The following is a 14815-nucleotide window of genomic DNA, read 5'->3' on the forward strand; positions in this document are numbered from 1 at the left end:
GGAATGGGTGTATTGAATGTCAGTATTCTGCCAAGACTCAGCATTATAAGGCGCTTGGAGTGGTTTTTTTAGACTTTTTGTTCATAAAACACACACTTTAGAAGGAAAGCGCAAAAAAATTTAATTGTTTTTTAATTCAGTTAAAACAATTAGTTAGGCATTAATTTGCCGCTTCATGGGATGTTTTTTTCCACTTCGAGGAAAAAATATTCCGAAATTGACTAAAGGTTTTCAATTAATTGTCGAAAACCTTATACGATCTGCTTTTTTGCGGAGTTTAATGAAACCTAGGAGGCTATAATGGCTCTATACGTTAATACGAATACTTCATCTTTAAGCGCACAGCGTCAGTTGATGAACTCAGGCAAAACTTTAGATACGTCCTTTCAGCGTCTATCTTCTGGTTTGCGTATCAATAGTGCAGCAGATGATGCCGCAGGTTTGCAGGTTTCTAACCGATTAACTTCTCAGGTTAATGGTTTGAATCAGGCGGTCCGTAACGCCAACGATGGTATCTCTGTAGCTCAAACTGCTGAGGGTGCGTTGGACGAAACAACAAACATGTTGCAACGTATGCGTACACTGTCTATTCAGTCTGCCAACGGCTCTAACTCTGACGCAGACCGTAAAGCACTACAGCAAGAGATTACGGCGCTATCTACAGAGATTGACCGTATCGCTTCTGATACTACTTTCGGTGGTCGTAGCTTACTTGACGGTTCTTATGATGGTGTTTACCAAGTTGGTGCAGATGCGAACCAAACAATTAGTTTTGATTTGAGTGCAGGTGAAAATCAGGATTACGCAAGTAACGGCGGTTTCACTATGGCTGGTCTGTCTTCTAATGCGGCTGAAGAAGCTAAATACCAAGAAGAAGTTGCTGCTTATAATGATTACTTCGTACAGAAAGATGCGGCAAAAGCACAAGCAAGAGCTGAAGCTGAAGCTAACGGCGATGATTATGAAGACCCAGAATTAGAAGCGATTGCTGCTGCTGAAGAGCGTGGTGAAGTTTATGTGGACCCAAATGCGCCAGCAATGCCACAGCCACCAGCGAGCCGTTCAAGTAGCTTTGGTGACACTGAGCAAGGTTTTGGTTCTCCATCGGTTACATCTATTCAAAATGCGCAAAGCATGATCTCTATTTTGGATAATATGATTTCTGCTGTAGGTTCTAAGCGTGCTGAGTTGGGTGCGATTCAAAACCGTCTAGGTTCTAGTATCAGTAACTTGAGTAATATCTCTGAAAACGTATCTGCTGCACGTTCTCGTGTACGTGATGCTGACTTCGCTGAAGAAACTGCTAAACTAACAAGTTCTCAGATTCTACAGCAAGCAAGTTCATCTATATTGGCTCAAGCGAACCAACGTCCACAAACTGCTTTGTCTCTTTTGGGCTAAAATTATTAGTGTTAACGAAAAGCTGGGACTTTGTTCCAGCTTTTGTTTCATTTAGAGGGTTAATGATATGTCAATTAATTCCAGTGATTTTTCAAAACAGTCTATGGGAGTGGTGACAACTAGGCAGGATCAGCGAGCGGATGAACAATTTAGAGCATTGCGTGAAGCAAATGCTAAAGTAATACAGAATTCAGCCGATAGTAACAGAGCGGATGCTAATAGTAGCAATAGTCAGGGGTCTTCAAACTCTCCTAGCGTAGATCCTAAACAGATTGAGAATGCGAATATTAAAATGTCTCAATTGAATGTTCATTTATCGTTTGAAATGACTGAAGATCGCAAGAATAATATTGTTAAAGTGTTAGACCAAACGACAGGGGACGTGGTGCGTCAAATGCCCACAGAAGAGTTCCTGAAGATGTCAGAAAGAATTGATGCTATCATGAATCAGCTAAGTGACGTAAAAGGTACATTAGTGAATAGTGAAGTGTGATTTTGTTATAAATGTTATGTTGTAAACTTGGGGAGTTGCTATGGCTATTGGCTCATTAGGTGCTGGGTCTGGACTAGATCTTGAATCCCTAGTAAGTGATATGGTGAGCGCAAGAAGAGATACAAAAGTAAAGTTGTATCAAGACAAACTCGCTGGATATGAGGCGGAACTTTCTGCTCTCGGTTCAGTTGGCTCCGCAATTGATAACTTCAAAACATTTGTAAGCACTTTGAATAATGCCGACCTTTTTTCTGGTCGTAATGCTTCCATAGAAGACACGGATGGCAAACAGTCATTTTCTGTTGTCGCAGACAAAACCGCTTCCACCGATAAATATTCTATTCAGGTTGATCAGCTAGCTAAAGGCAGTCGTCTTGTTTCTGATATCACATCCTTTACCTCTAGAGATGAAAAAGTAACCTCTTCAGGCGGCGAGCTTAGATTAACTGCGGGTGATCAAAAACTTGTTTTAGATGTAAAGCCAGACACTACTTTGTCACAGCTTCGTGAACAGATAAATGCCGAAGGAAAAGACTTTGGTGTATCTGCTAATTTAGTTGATGATGGTGATGGGCATATGTTTTTCACTATTACTTCAACCAAAACCGGCGCTGGAAATACCTTAAAAATTGATAGTAGTAACTTAACATTAGACAGTGTAGGCATTGGTGGTTTTTTCCCAGGCTTAAGTGTTCCTGTTGGTGGTGAGGCGCAAGACGCCATGATAACGGTTGATGGTATTAAAGTACGCAGCGACTCTAATGATTTTGATAGTGCGATTGCCGGCTTAAATATCAAAGCGTTGGATGTCTCTGCAGAACCTGAAAAGGTTGAAGTTAGCTATAATAAAGAAGAAGTAGAGAATACTATTCAAGGCTTTGTTAGTTCTTATAATGAGCTGATCGCAGTATTTAAGCAAAGTACAGCTAAGGGTGCCGTATTAAACGGTAATAGCATGATACGTAACTTGAGCTCATCTTTAGCGAGTAATTTAATGTCCAATTACGCTGAAGTAGGTAGCCCTTTTACTTCCATTTTTGACGTAGGGGTAGAGTTCCAAGACAACGGAACATTATCTTATGATAGTGATAAGTTTAATAAAGCCGCCGAAACAAACTTTGATGCCGTAGCGTCACTGTTTACTGGTAAAAATGGCTTAGCAACCTCACTTGATTCATTGTTAGAAAGTTATGCAGGTCCAAGGGGGATGAATAGCACTCTTAAGGATTCTGTATCAAAATCAATTGGCAGCACTGAAGAGTCACTTACTGACTATGAAGATCGGATGGCCAAATATGAGGCGTCTTTACGCAGCAAATTCACGAATTTAGATACACAGCTTGCTAATATGAATGCTCAAGGTAACTATCTGAATTCGATGTTAAACCAGCTATAATTTTAGCTTGAAAAATTAGTAAATTTATTGAGGTTGCTTTATGTACGGGAAAAAAGGGATTCAGGCCTATAAAAAGGACTCGATTAAATCCGATTTAGCCTCGGCAGATCCTCATCGAGTTATTCAGCTTCTACTGCAAGGTGCAATCGAAAGATTGGCCCTTGGTAAGGGTTGTATTGAACGAGCTGACTGGGCAGGCAAAGCGGCAGCTTTTACTCGAGCAATAGAAATCATTAACGCTTTGAGAGATTCGTTAGATAGAGATGCAAACCCTGAATTAGTGGATAATTTGGAAGGGTTGTATGACTACATGACGGTGCGTATAAATGAAGCGAGTGTGTCTAAAGATTGCGCTATCATAGACCAAGTTATTGCTCTTCTTTTGCAGATCAAAGGTGCTTGGGATCAAATATCTGAAGCGGATAAGCAAGATGCATATAACCGTGAAAGTGAGATTCGAGCTGGGGCTGTGAATGCTTGATCTGGTGCGGCTGACCAAGTTAACTGAAGACTTAAAACAAGCTGTATTGTCGGAAAATGTTGATGAAATTCAACGATTGTGTTCGGAAAACAATGATTTTATTTTTTCTATCCAACCTGAAAAAAAAAACTCTACAGCCAATCAGCAATTAAAATCCTTCATTGATATCCATCAATCAGCAACTCTTTTGGTAAAAAACACTCATCAAACTGTACAAGGCCAACTCTATCAATCGATAAAAGTTCGTAAGAGTGTTAGTAAATACAAAGGCGTAAAGCATGCAGAATAAAGACCCTTTTTCTAACCTTGAGCATGCGGAAGCATTTCTTGATTCTTTCAAAATGGGCGCTGAAAGGCTAAAAGAAAGAGATCAAGAATTGACAGAGCGTTATGTAAAAAACATGACCGTTTTTTCTCAGGTTATGCCCCATATATATGAAGAGTTACAAGGCTATGTACCAAAGAAACGCTTTATCTATATGGAAGAGTCAGGTGACCTAAATATTTTTAGGGAAGATATTGGTTGTCCTTTGTTTTCAACAGACCCGCGAACCCAAGCCCAAGAAAAAATCCATCATGCTCTTTCTCACCCCACAAAAACACTTCTCAATTTAGAGCGTTCTACTAACAACGACAGTCGTCATGTGTTCTACAGTAACAAAATTCTTGACGAAATTGAGAATCAATCAGAAGGTCTGAAGGAACAAAAAGAGTGGCCTCAGTTTGTGGGGGCTGCCATTGTGTTTGGGTTGGAGTTTGGTTATCAGCTTGAGCTATTGTTACAGCAAAGAGAAATTAAACACCTTTACCTCTATGAAAGTGACTTGGATTTTTTCCACTATTCTTTATTTGCCATAGATTGGGAAAACATCTTAGATACCTTTAACAAAGATGGCCGTACTGTGCATTTCTTTTTAGGGATACAGCCGGACGAATTTACTGATACTTACCTTGTACAGTTACAAGAGAATGGCTACTTCTTGGCTCCTGAAACCTACCTTTATATGGGCTATTCTAGTCCTGAAAACAACAAAGTATTTGATTATTTCAAAAAGCACTATGCGCGCCAAGTTATGGGGTGGGGGTTCTTCGATGATGCCCTGATTGGTATCGCACAGGGGCTCAGGTCACTGCCAAAAACCAAAGTAGCACACTTTCAAGGGCGTGATGTATTGCCTAAATGGGTTACTAATGTCCCTGTGTTTATTCTTGGTAACGGCCCATCGTTAGATCAAGGGGTTGAGCTGATCAAAGAAATTCGTGATCAAGTATTATTGATCTCATGTGGCTCTACTATTAATACCTTAAGTAAACTGGGTATTACCCCTGATATTCACGTCGACATTGAAAGAATGAAACAGACCGTCGATAAGTTTTTGTTTTTAGATAAAGAGTACCTAAAAGGAATTTGGGGACTCAGTGTTAATGTTATGCATCCAGAGTATTTTGATTATTTTGATCGTTCTGGAATGGGTATGAAGCCGGGTGAGGCAATCACGTCACTTATTCTTTCTCATGCTCGTGCCAATGGTGATGATAAGAACTATGTGCAACTGAATTACTGTAATCCCATTGTTGCCAATTTGGCTTTATCTTACGTCCACTTATTTGGCTTTAATAATGTGTATTTTATGGGGGTCGATAATGGCTTCAAAGACAAAGGAACTCACCATTCAGTACACAGTGGTTACTATAAAGATGGCAAAGAAACCGGCTTTCAAACGTTTCAGGAAGCTAAATTGGTTGAGCGTGAGGGGAACTTCGGTGGGAAAATTTATGCAACTGGCATAATGGATACATCGAGAGTTCAGCTTGAATCTCTGATACGTTCTTTAAATAAACGTAGAAATTTTGAAAGTTTCAATTTATCTGATGGCGCTAAAATAGAAGGTGTGACTCCACTTTCTATTGATGATGTTCTGATTACCGACCCTGTTATCGAGCAGCAACGAGTGATCGATTTACTAGAAGAGGCCTTCTTTACAGAATCTCCCGAAGCTGTTTTGCATCAAACACCAGACCAACTTCTTTCTGTAGTGGATTTTCAAAAAATAAGCCGGACTCTCCAGCAGGGTTGGGATGAAAGTATCAAAACGCGAGAAGACGTCTGTAACTTACTTTGGTCATATCATCGAGAAATTTATTTCTTGAGAGGCAGTGTTTATCGACATATTCACGACCTTTTGATTGGATCTTTTACCTATTCAGCTTTCTTGATTGTACAGTTCCTATTTAAGTTTGAAGACGAAGCTGAAACTGTCGCTCGTGCCCGTCATTTATTTACGCCTTGGTGTGAGTTCCTGGATGAAATGCCAAGCATGCTCCAGCAAGCATCAGAGTATGTGGATCAAGGCAACGATCACCTAATTACTTTTTATAATGGTTAATTATGTTCGAACAAACGCCTTTTATTATCGCTGAGTTATCGGGCAACCATGACCAAGACTTTGAGCTTGCTAAAGCAATGATTCATGCAGCGGCTGACGCTGGTGTGGACGCCATTAAATTACAAACTTATACGCCAGATACCATGACGCTAGATGTTCGTCATGGTGAGTTTATGGTGTCTGAAAGTGACAGTTTATGGCGCGGGTCTAATCTTTATGATCTATACCAAAAGGCCTCAACACCTTGGGAATGGCATAAACCTTTGTTTGAGCTAGCTGAGTCTTTAGGCTTAGTGGCGTTTAGTTCACCTTTTGATTTGAGTGCCGTGGCGTTTTTAGCATCCATTGACGTGCCATTATATAAAATCGCCTCTTTTGAGATGACTGATATTCCGCTGATTCAAGCTGTCGCACGAACGGGTAAACCAATTATTATGTCTACAGGCATGGCAAGCGAAGAAGAGATCGCGGAAGCGGTAGCAACCATTCGAGCCATTGGAGATAACCCGTTAACCTTGCTTAAATGCACCAGTACATATCCTTCTAAAATAGAAGACTCTAACTTAGTTACCATGGCGGATTTGGCTGAAAAAACAGGTTGTCCTGTTGGTTTGTCCGATCATACTCAAGGCCTAGGCGCGGCGGTTGCAGCAACGGCGCTGGGTGCCACAGTGATTGAAAAACACTTTGTTTTGGATCGTAGTGCTGGCGGTGTGGATGCTGAGTTCTCTATGGAGCCTGCGGAAATGAAAGCGCTGGTGGTTGCTTGTCGTGCGGCAAAGGCCGCGCTTGGTAAGGTGACTTATGGTGGTTCGGATGCCGAGCAAGCAGCCAAGAAATATCGTCGTTCTATTTATGTGGCTGTAGATTTGCCAGCTGGCACCATATTGACCGAAGAGCATCTGAAGATCATTCGTCCTTCATTTGGCCTTGCCCCTAAACATTGGCCAGACGTATTAGGCAAGACATTAGTGACTGATGCGCAAAAAGGTCAGCCTCTTGCTTGGGAAATGATGGCGTGAAACTCTTGGTGCGAGCCGATGCCTCTGTCGAGATTGGCATGGGTCATAGGGTTCGTTGCCAAGCCTTGATTCATGCCTTTAACGAATTAGGCTGGCAATGTCAGTTTGTGGTTGATCAGCGTTACCAAGCCTTTGCTTCTCAGCAAGATTGCTTGATTGGCGGCGAGTCAGAAGAAGAGTGCAAGTCTGAATTTTTAGCTTTGGCGAGACAATCTGATCTAGTGGTATTAGATCATTATGGCTACAGTGCCGATGATATTGCTCAGCTTTATCAGTATCAAACAAACCTTCTTGTATTGGATGACATGAATGACAGGGGCGAGTTTCCCGCCAAATGGCTGCTCAATCCGCTTCAGCAAGACTATTCCAAGCACATTGAGTTTCCATTAGTAGGAAGTCGTTATGCGTTGTTAAGGCCGGCTTTTCAACAGCTGGACGAAAGCCAAAGCTCGCCAGAACAACTGCTTATTACCCTTGGTGGAACCGACCCGCTTGCTTTAACCTTGCCTATACTCAATGCCTTATTGGTGTCCAATTTTCCTACAAAGTACATTCAGGTGTTATTGGGTGCGAATGCCAAGAATGCAGATCAAGTGATCCACTTTTGTCGAGTTAATAATATCGCTTTTGAGCAAGGTTTGGCGGATGTTACGCCGTTAATGAAGCAAGCCAAGATGGCGATCTCTGCCGCGGGTGGCACCTTGTTTGAGCTGGCTTGCATGGGCGTTCCAACGATTTTTGCTCAAGTGGCGGACAATCAAACTCGTTCTCTTCAGCAGCATGTTCCACTGAATTGGTGTCGTTCGGTTCGGTTTGATAACGTTGTGGAAGACGTTCGACAACAAGGTGTTGAGCAATTGGTAGAAGAGGTGAATCGTCGTTGGTTAGATCATCAATGGCAACAAAATGCTAGTAGAATTGCTCGCAGCTTAGTGGATGGAAACGGAGCAAAGCGTGTGGCTGAAAAGGTTAACTCTTATTTTTTAATGCCATGATTTGCGTTAAGCGCAACCAATCTTCTTCGGTATCTAAATCCTGAATTCTATGTCTTGGCAGCATAAGTGGTTTGGACCTAGGCCCAAAAATTTCCTGCTCAAACCAATCTTTCGTGCTCGCCCAATAGAATTGTCCCGCATCATGAATTGCTTCGGCTAAATCTTGTGAGCGTTTGCCAATGTGTTCAGGGAACATAGGCGCTAGTTCGCCATTTTTTTGAATATGAAGCGCACGCTGAATAGGGAAAGCAAACGTCGTGGCGGAAAAACAAAAGGCTGTGGATTCGTCAAGCTGTGCCAAACCTTGTTGTAAATCATCAGGCGTTAGCAGTGGACAAGTTGCATAAATTAAACAGGCTTGATCGGGTGTTTTACCTTCATCGATTAAACAACGTAACGCGTGTTGCATAACAGGTGTGGTGCCTGTCATGTGATCGGCCAAATCAGCAGGGCGAAAGAATGGCGTTTCTGCGCCAAATTTGCGTGCTACTTCTGCAATTTCAGCGTCATCGGTAGACACAATCACGCGATCAAATAACTCTGAATCAATCGCTGTTTCGATGGAGTAACCGATCAAAGGCTTGCCATCCAGCAAGCGAATATTTTTCCTTGGAATGCGTTGAGAGCCACCACGAGCTGGAATCACAGCAACTCGATAGGGTGTATAATCGCCTTGGTTACTTTGCAGAAGAGACGTGTCTTTCATTGCTTAGGCTCTCATCACGCGATTTGCTATTAAGGCGTGTTTCAGGATCAGCGCCACTCGCTCTTGCTGGGCATGAGTTAAGTCGGCAAAAAGCGGCAAACTCAGAGTGCGAGCATAGTAATCTTCCGCAATAGGGAAATCGCCTTGTTTGAAGCCTAGTGCTTGGTAATAAGGTTGGGTGTGCACTGGAATGTAATGCACCTGAGTGCCTATGCCTGCTTGACGTAAAATATCAAACACGCCTTTTCTAGCTTCCTTGTTGTGCTCAGGTAAGAGAATCGGAAACAAATGCAGTGCTGAATAATTATCATCTGCTTGATAAGGCAAAGTGATTGGTAAGCTTTTTAATAGAATCTCGTAGTTAGCAATTTGTTTATGTCGACACTCGATAAAGTCATCCAAACGAGATAGCTGAGATAAACCCAAAGCAGCCTGTAATTCCGTCATGCGATAATTAAAGCCTAATGTGTGTTGTTCATAATACCAATCCCCGGGCATTTGCGTTAATTCATCAGGTGATTTGGTTGTGCCTTGTGAGCAATGAGTGCGCATGTGCTTGGCGAGCTGTTCATCGTTGGTAATCGCCATACCGCCTTCCGCAGACGTGATGATTTTCACTGGGTGAAAGCTGAAAATACAAATGTCGCTGAATGCTCCGTTGCCCACGTAGTTGTCTTGGTATTTCGCACCAATTGCATGGGAAGCGTCTTCTATAATACGAAAGCCATATTCTTTGGATAGTGCGTGAATAGCTCGCATGTCGCAAGATTGACCCGCAAAATGCACTGGAATGACGACTTTTGGTAAATTGCCTTTGGTCTTGGCTCTGGCTAATTTTTCAGCCAGTTTATCTGCGCACATGTTATAAGTGCGAGGATCAATATCGACAAAATTGACATTAGCGCCGCAATAGCGTGCGCAATTAGCGGAAGCGATAAAAGTGTTAGGCGATGTCCAAACCGTATCATCAGTGCCAACACCTAGTGCCAAGCAGGCAAGGTGTAAAGCTGAGGTTGCACTGTTTGCTGCTACGCCATAATGAGCTCCGACCTTTGTACAAATAGCCTGTTCAAACTCAGTGACGCAAGGACCCTGAGTTAAGGTGTCAGAGCGTAGCGATTTTACAACGGCTGCAATGTCGTCTTCGCTAATAGATTGGCGGCCGTATGGAATAAAATCATGCGTCATCGAAGGTCAAAATCTCTTCAATACTTAAAAAATGTGGGTTGCTTCCAGATTGATATTCATAACCTGGTTCAACCAGTTCGCCCGTTTCGCCTAGGCGATTGTGAGCAAAATCCATATCGTCTTGATAAAATTTGATGCTTGGCGAAATCACATAATGATCGCTAAATTCATAGGTGTGGAAAGAGTCATCCCCAGGGCACATGACTTCGTGAAGCTTTTCGCCTGGGCGAATACCAACATCTTTGGTCGGAATATTTGGCGCATAAGCTGCTGCCAAATCCATGATGCGTACAGAAGGAATTTTAGGAACGAATATTTCGCCACCATGCATGCGGCGGAAGTTTTTCAATACAAAATCCACGCCCATTGGTAGGGTGATCCAAAAACGCGTCATGTAGGGGTGGGTAATAGGAATAGAATCAGCGCCTTCCGCGACTAGCTTTTGAAAGAAAGGCACAACAGAGCCACGAGATCCAACCACATTGCCGTAACGGACCACTGAGAAACGCGTACGGCCTTGGCCGACCATGTTGTTGGCGGCAACAAATAGCTTATCAGAGGCAAGCTTGGTCGCGCCATAAAGATTGATAGGGGCTGCCGCTTTGTCTGTGGATAAGGCAATGACTTTCTCTACGTCATTGGCAATGGCGGCTGCGATTACATTTTCGGCGCCATGGATGTTGGTTTTAATACATTCCATTGGGTTATATTCAGCAGCGGGGACTTGCTTGAGAGCGGCAGCATGAATAACAAAATCTACATCGCGCATGGCTTGCGTTAGACGGTCTTTGTCGCGCACATCACCAATGAAATAGCGCATACAAGGTGCATCAAAGTCTTGCTGCATCTCATATTGTTTCAATTCATCACGTGAATAAATAATCAGTCGTTTAGGTTGGTAATTGGCCAATAGAGTTTTCACATACTGATGGCCAAAAGAGCCTGTGCCACCAGTAATAAGAATGCTTTTGTTGTTAAACATGTTTTTTACCAAACTAAATAATGGAATTTGAAAGCCTAATGAGCATGGCCATTGTACAAATAATCTTTTTACTATATCGACTACTTTAGGCTAAACATTAATGAAATCAAGGAACTGCTGCCAGCTTTTAGGGCTTTTGTATTATTCCCTCCCCTTGGCATATAGCTTTTAACCCCCTCCCAACCTCCCCCTTGGCAGGGGGAGGAGCTAAGTTCGTTTTTGTTCCTTCCCCTTATCTTCAAGGGGAAGGTTAGGATGGGGTTGTAAATGTTTTTAAAATATACTTCCACCTAACCTCAGGAGCTAAGGGCTTTATATTATCCCAATTCCCTCTTAACAGAGGAGCAAGTAGTGCGCGAGACACAGTCTGCAATATGATCATTCACCATGCCCGTGGCCTGCATAAACGCATAACAAGTCGTGGCTCCCAGGAATTTGAAGCCTCGTTTTTTCAAGTCTTTGGAAAATCGAGTGGATAATTCCGTCACCGCAGGTGCGTCAGTATGATTGCGGATGGGATTATCAATAATTTTGTTATCGCTAAAACCCCAATAATATTGGCTAAAGGAGCCAAACTCGTCGGCAATTTTCAAAAAGGCTTTGGCGTTGTTAATGGTCGCTTCGATCTTTGCGCGGTGCCGCACGATTCGCTCATCTAATAATAATCTCTCGACGTCGGCTTCGTTCATATTAGCGACTTTTATGGGGGCAAAATTATGGAAAAGGGCACGGTAGCCTTCTCGTTTACGTAAAATAGTAATCCAGCTTAGACCTGCCTGAGCGCTTTCTAGTACAATACACTCAAATAGGGATTGATCGTCATAAACGGGAATGCCCCATTCAGTATCGTGATAATGAATGTATTCAGGAGATCCTAAACACCAAGCGCAACGTATGTTTTCCATGAATGACACTCCAAACTTGTAACCGCGACATGCCTAATTGCGAATTAATCATATCAGACATTATTTTAAATAGTGCCCTGCTTAGGACGAGATAATATGAAGTTTAAACCGACTTACAGTAAAAAAGATGTCGAGATCTTGGCAGACGAATGCCTTTATAAAGGCTTTTTCGAAATGCGTAAGCTGACGTTGAAACACAAAAAATTTAATGGCGAGTGGAGTCAACCTATGACTCGTGAAATGATGGTGCGCAACGATGCAGTATGTGTGCTTTTATTTGACCCAGTGGCCGATAAAATTTTATTAATCGAACAGTTTCGTCCTGCGGTATTAAATGGTGAATCGCCTTGGTTGCTCGAATTAGTGGCAGGCATGGTGGAAGAAGGTGAAAGCGATGAAGATGTGGCTCGTCGTGAAGCATTCGAAGAGGCAGGTGTGACAGTAAAGCGCCTTGAATACATGTTTAAGTTTGTGCCTTCACCGGGTGGGTTGGTGGAGTACTTGCGCATGTATGCAGGCGAATTCGATTCTAGCCTTGTCGATACCTCGCAAGTTCATGGTTTAGACGAAGAGAATGAAGACATTAAACTTCATCTTGTGTCGTCCGACGACGCTATCGGTTTGCTTAAAAATGACGTAGAAAATGCCAGCACCATCATGGGGCTGCAATGGTTTGCATTAAATAAAAATGATCTTGTAAAACGTTGGTGTGCTTAAGCTGATGAAGATGGGGATGTCTGTCTTTATTAATAAGAAAACCTGGCTACAGCCTTGTGTTGGCGTCGTTTCTTTTGTGTTTATGTGTGGGAATGTTCTTTTCTGGGCCTTGCTTGTACACCTTATTTCGCCTTTATTATTGTTGAAAAGTACTCGTTACGAGAGCCTAGCTGAACATTGTGTTAACCGCTTGTATTATGGATGGCTGGCTTCTTGTGAATGGTGGTTTCAAAACATTTTAGGTGTGAAGTGGGAGCTTGATGAAGCCATGAAAGCGGACTTTGATCACTGGCATTTGATCATTGCGAATCATCAGTCTTGGGTAGATGTGTTTGCAATTTTTGCTCAGCTTAAAGATCGTCGCCCTTTGCCAAGAGTGTTTATGAAGCAAGCCTTGTTTTGGATGCCGTTTGTGGGAACCGCAACCTATATAATGGGGTTTCCGTATATGAAGCGTTATACTAAAGCTCAGATCGCCAAAAAACCTAAACTGGCAGGTAAAGATCTGGCAACCACAAAACGTTCTTGTAAGCGGCTGCTTAAACGCCCAAACTCTATTATGAGTTTTGTTGAAGGAACGCGTTTTTCACAAAAAAAGCATCAGCAGCAAGCATCGCCTTATCGTTGTTTGCTTAAACCAAAGGCTGGCGGCATTAGTTTTATATTGCAGACGATGCCGCAGAAAATAAAAAGTATTACAGACATCAATGTCTTATACGAGAAAGAGGTAGTCACTGGATGGGATTTACTTTGTGGTCGTATTGGCAAAGTAAAAGTCATGGCGCGAGATGTCGCTATTCCTGACGCCATGTTAACGCCAGAATACCAAGCTGCCGGAAAGGATAGAGAACACTTTTTTGCTTGGTTTAATCTATACTGGCACGATAAAGATACACGTATGAGTCATCAGCTTGCCGCTTTGAAACAGGCAAAGGCTGTAGGATTAGAGCAAGAATTTTCAAAAGGAAACACGTCACAAGAATGACGAATGCTATGAAGACAGAGAAAACATCGAAACAATATGTGCCAGATTTGGTGAGTTTACAGCTGCTTGGTGAGTTAAATTATCGCCGACTAGGTAAACTTATGCGTGGTCATGAGGAGATGGATTCGTGGAATTTTTCGATTCATAGTGCTGGTGACCAAGAAAGTCGTCTACGCCTTACCTTAGGCAAAGAGAGTCGTTTTACCTCTGAAATAGCGCTAGAGTTTGGTCCAGAGATTCCGAAAGAGCTGCTTTTTAAAACCACCCTGTCTATGACGGTGCGTTTGTATCATGATGTTGGGATTGCGGAAATTACTGATGGGCATCGCCAATACAGCGGAGCGTATCCTTACCCAAATGATGCCATGTTGCATCGAGATGAAAAGTTTCGCCTTAACCAGCAGTTAGCGGATTTATTAGAGTTGTGCCTAAAGCATGGTCATAGACTGAATAATACCTTGTCTTTTCAGTTTGCCTGAATTTAGTTTTTTTAATCGTAAATTGCTTGATAAAGAAGGCCACCTTTGACTGTTTTACTGTATATCCATGGTTTTAATAGCTCTGAGCTGTCCCATAAAGCTACAGTTCTTGGCAATGCTGCAAAAAAAATAGACTTACCTGAAGCTGTGATTTCTCCACGTTTATCTTGGCAACCGGCGCAAGCAATTAAACAGTTAGAAGCCATAATTGAAGCGAATTACGAAAGAGGCATAACATTAATAGGTAGTTCTTTGGGCGGTTTTTATGCTGCATATCTAGCTGAAAAATATCGACTGAAAGCCATATTGGTTAACCCCGCTGTTCAAGCTCCTATATTGCTACAAGGCTATCTAGGCCCCCAATTTAACCCTTATACCAATGAAGAATACGAATTAACTCAAGATCACATGATTGAGCTTGAGCAATTAGTGGTGACCAAGCCGACTGCCGACTTATACTGGCTAATGATTCAAGAAGGTGATGAAGTGCTGGACTACAAAGAAGCCCTCAAAGCTTTTCCTAAAACAGCACGACTTACCCATGAAGAAAAAGGCGACCACAGTTTTGTTGAATTTGAACGATTTTCTGCTGAAATCCTTCGTTTTGCCAAAATATTAATCGAGTAAACTACTGCTTTTGTTAGACTATTTCACACTAAGTAAAACCAGTGATAGACT

General features: G+C 42.3%; 16 protein-coding genes. 12 read left to right on the forward strand and 4 right to left on the reverse strand.

The window, feature by feature from the left end; all coding sequences use genetic code 11:
• The first annotated feature begins 300 nt into the window (after window positions 1-300).
• From JSY38_RS18625 to pseG, 8 genes are all read left to right on the forward strand, one after another.
• Window positions 301-1401 (forward strand): flagellin N-terminal helical domain-containing protein, encoded by a 1101-nt coding sequence (locus JSY38_RS18625; protein ID WP_205113626.1) that lies wholly within the window; start codon window positions 301-303, stop codon window positions 1399-1401.
• A 67-nt stretch (window positions 1402-1468) separates the two neighbouring features.
• Window positions 1469-1894 carry a flagellar protein FlaG gene (locus JSY38_RS13720; protein WP_114411009.1) on the forward strand — a complete coding sequence of 142 codons (426 nt, stop codon included), beginning with the start codon at window positions 1469-1471 and terminating at the stop codon, window positions 1892-1894.
• Window positions 1895-1934: 40 nt separating this feature from the next.
• Window positions 1935-3290 (forward strand): flagellar filament capping protein FliD, encoded by a 1356-nt coding sequence (fliD, locus tag JSY38_RS13725; protein WP_114411010.1) that lies wholly within the window; start codon window positions 1935-1937, stop codon window positions 3288-3290.
• A gap of 40 nt (window positions 3291-3330) precedes the next feature.
• The gene (gene fliS, locus JSY38_RS13730) at window positions 3331-3771 is read left to right on the forward strand and encodes a flagellar export chaperone FliS (RefSeq protein ID WP_114411011.1); all 441 of its coding nucleotides are present in this window, start codon (window positions 3331-3333) and stop codon (window positions 3769-3771) included.
• Complete coding sequence (locus JSY38_RS13735) at window positions 3764-4060, forward strand: hypothetical protein (RefSeq protein ID WP_114411012.1); 297 nt, start codon at window positions 3764-3766, stop codon at window positions 4058-4060. Before fliS ends, JSY38_RS13735 begins: the two co-directional genes overlap by 8 nt.
• Window positions 4050-6158: a motility associated factor glycosyltransferase family protein gene (locus JSY38_RS13740; protein ID WP_205113628.1), complete on the forward strand. Its 2109-nt coding sequence runs from the start codon at window positions 4050-4052 to the stop codon at window positions 6156-6158. The genes JSY38_RS13735 and JSY38_RS13740 overlap by 11 nt, the downstream gene beginning before the upstream one ends.
• Before the next feature lie 2 nt (window positions 6159-6160).
• A complete protein-coding gene (pseI, locus tag JSY38_RS13745; protein WP_205113630.1) occupies window positions 6161-7180 on the forward strand; it encodes a pseudaminic acid synthase in 1020 nt (339 codons plus the stop codon).
• Window positions 7177-8175 carry a UDP-2,4-diacetamido-2,4,6-trideoxy-beta-L-altropyranose hydrolase gene (gene pseG / locus JSY38_RS13750; RefSeq protein ID WP_205113632.1) on the forward strand — a complete coding sequence of 333 codons (999 nt, stop codon included), beginning with the start codon at window positions 7177-7179 and terminating at the stop codon, window positions 8173-8175. Before pseI ends, pseG begins: the two co-directional genes overlap by 4 nt.
• Here pseG and pseF read toward each other — a convergent pair.
• The 4 genes from pseF to JSY38_RS13770 all read right to left on the reverse strand — a co-directional run bounded on the left by pseF (window position 8150) and on the right by JSY38_RS13770 (window position 11956).
• The gene (gene pseF / locus JSY38_RS13755; RefSeq protein WP_205113634.1) at window positions 8150-8881 is read right to left on the reverse strand and encodes a pseudaminic acid cytidylyltransferase; all 732 of its coding nucleotides are present in this window, start codon (window positions 8879-8881) and stop codon (window positions 8150-8152) included. The genes pseG and pseF overlap by 26 nt on opposite strands.
• A gap of 3 nt (window positions 8882-8884) precedes the next feature.
• Entirely contained in the window at window positions 8885-10069 is a 1185-nt protein-coding gene (gene pseC, locus JSY38_RS13760; RefSeq protein WP_114411017.1) for a UDP-4-amino-4,6-dideoxy-N-acetyl-beta-L-altrosamine transaminase, read from the reverse strand.
• Window positions 10059-11051 carry a UDP-N-acetylglucosamine 4,6-dehydratase (inverting) gene (pseB, locus tag JSY38_RS13765; protein WP_205113635.1) on the reverse strand — a complete coding sequence of 331 codons (993 nt, stop codon included), beginning with the start codon at window positions 11049-11051 and terminating at the stop codon, window positions 10059-10061. The genes pseC and pseB overlap by 11 nt, the downstream gene beginning before the upstream one ends.
• 317 nt (window positions 11052-11368) lie before the next feature.
• On the reverse strand, window positions 11369-11956 hold the full coding sequence (locus JSY38_RS13770) for a DNA-3-methyladenine glycosylase I (protein WP_114411019.1): 588 nt from the start codon (window positions 11954-11956) through the stop codon (window positions 11369-11371).
• A gap of 96 nt (window positions 11957-12052) precedes the next feature.
• On the opposite strand from JSY38_RS13770, the gene JSY38_RS13775 reads away from it, so the two are divergent.
• Genes JSY38_RS13775 through JSY38_RS13790 form a run of 4 tightly spaced genes read left to right on the forward strand, consistent with a single transcriptional unit; the run spans window position 12053 to window position 14764 of the window.
• Window positions 12053-12673, forward strand: a complete 621-nt coding sequence (locus JSY38_RS13775; protein WP_114411020.1) for an NUDIX domain-containing protein — start codon at window positions 12053-12055, stop codon at window positions 12671-12673.
• Between the two features lie 16 nt (window positions 12674-12689).
• Window positions 12690-13658 (forward strand): acetyltransferase, encoded by a 969-nt coding sequence (locus tag JSY38_RS13780; RefSeq protein WP_239543973.1) that lies wholly within the window; start codon window positions 12690-12692, stop codon window positions 13656-13658.
• Window positions 13655-14137, forward strand: coding sequence for a DUF1249 domain-containing protein (locus JSY38_RS13785; RefSeq protein ID WP_114411022.1), 483 nt, complete (start codon window positions 13655-13657; stop codon window positions 14135-14137). The genes JSY38_RS13780 and JSY38_RS13785 overlap by 4 nt, the downstream gene beginning before the upstream one ends.
• Window positions 14138-14182: 45 nt before the next feature.
• Window positions 14183-14764: a YqiA/YcfP family alpha/beta fold hydrolase gene (locus JSY38_RS13790; protein ID WP_205113637.1), complete on the forward strand. Its 582-nt coding sequence runs from the start codon at window positions 14183-14185 to the stop codon at window positions 14762-14764.
• Window positions 14765-14815 lie beyond the last annotated feature (51 nt).

It is taken from the genome of Marinomonas foliarum (genome assembly GCF_016906065.1).
GTDB classification, from domain to species: Bacteria; Pseudomonadota; Gammaproteobacteria; order Pseudomonadales; family Marinomonadaceae; genus Marinomonas; species Marinomonas foliarum.

What these genes read in the sequence shown, in the direction of transcription:
- JSY38_RS13735 (WP_114411012.1), top strand. Translation starts at nt 3,764, where the DNA reads ATGCTTGATCTGGTGCGGCTGACCAAGTTAACTGAAGACTTAAAACAA.
- pseC (WP_114411017.1), bottom strand. Translation starts at nt 10,069, where the DNA reads ATGACGCATGATTTTATTCCATACGGCCGCCAATCTATTAGCGAAGAC.
- pseB (WP_205113635.1), bottom strand. Translation starts at nt 11,051, where the DNA reads ATGTTTAACAACAAAAGCATTCTTATTACTGGTGGCACAGGCTCTTTT.
- fliD (WP_114411010.1), top strand. Translation starts at nt 1,935, where the DNA reads ATGGCTATTGGCTCATTAGGTGCTGGGTCTGGACTAGATCTTGAATCC.
- JSY38_RS13775 (WP_114411020.1), top strand. Translation starts at nt 12,053, where the DNA reads ATGAAGTTTAAACCGACTTACAGTAAAAAAGATGTCGAGATCTTGGCA.
- JSY38_RS13720 (WP_114411009.1), top strand. Translation starts at nt 1,469, where the DNA reads ATGTCAATTAATTCCAGTGATTTTTCAAAACAGTCTATGGGAGTGGTG.
- pseI (WP_205113630.1), top strand. Translation starts at nt 6,161, where the DNA reads ATGTTCGAACAAACGCCTTTTATTATCGCTGAGTTATCGGGCAACCAT.
- fliS (WP_114411011.1), top strand. Translation starts at nt 3,331, where the DNA reads ATGTACGGGAAAAAAGGGATTCAGGCCTATAAAAAGGACTCGATTAAA.
- JSY38_RS13770 (WP_114411019.1), bottom strand. Translation starts at nt 11,956, where the DNA reads ATGGAAAACATACGTTGCGCTTGGTGTTTAGGATCTCCTGAATACATT.
- JSY38_RS13785 (WP_114411022.1), top strand. Translation starts at nt 13,655, where the DNA reads ATGACGAATGCTATGAAGACAGAGAAAACATCGAAACAATATGTGCCA.
- JSY38_RS18625 (WP_205113626.1), top strand. Translation starts at nt 301, where the DNA reads ATGGCTCTATACGTTAATACGAATACTTCATCTTTAAGCGCACAGCGT.
- JSY38_RS13780 (WP_239543973.1), top strand. Translation starts at nt 12,690, where the DNA reads ATGTCTGTCTTTATTAATAAGAAAACCTGGCTACAGCCTTGTGTTGGC.
- JSY38_RS13740 (WP_205113628.1), top strand. Translation starts at nt 4,050, where the DNA reads ATGCAGAATAAAGACCCTTTTTCTAACCTTGAGCATGCGGAAGCATTT.
- pseF (WP_205113634.1), bottom strand. Translation starts at nt 8,881, where the DNA reads ATGAAAGACACGTCTCTTCTGCAAAGTAACCAAGGCGATTATACACCC.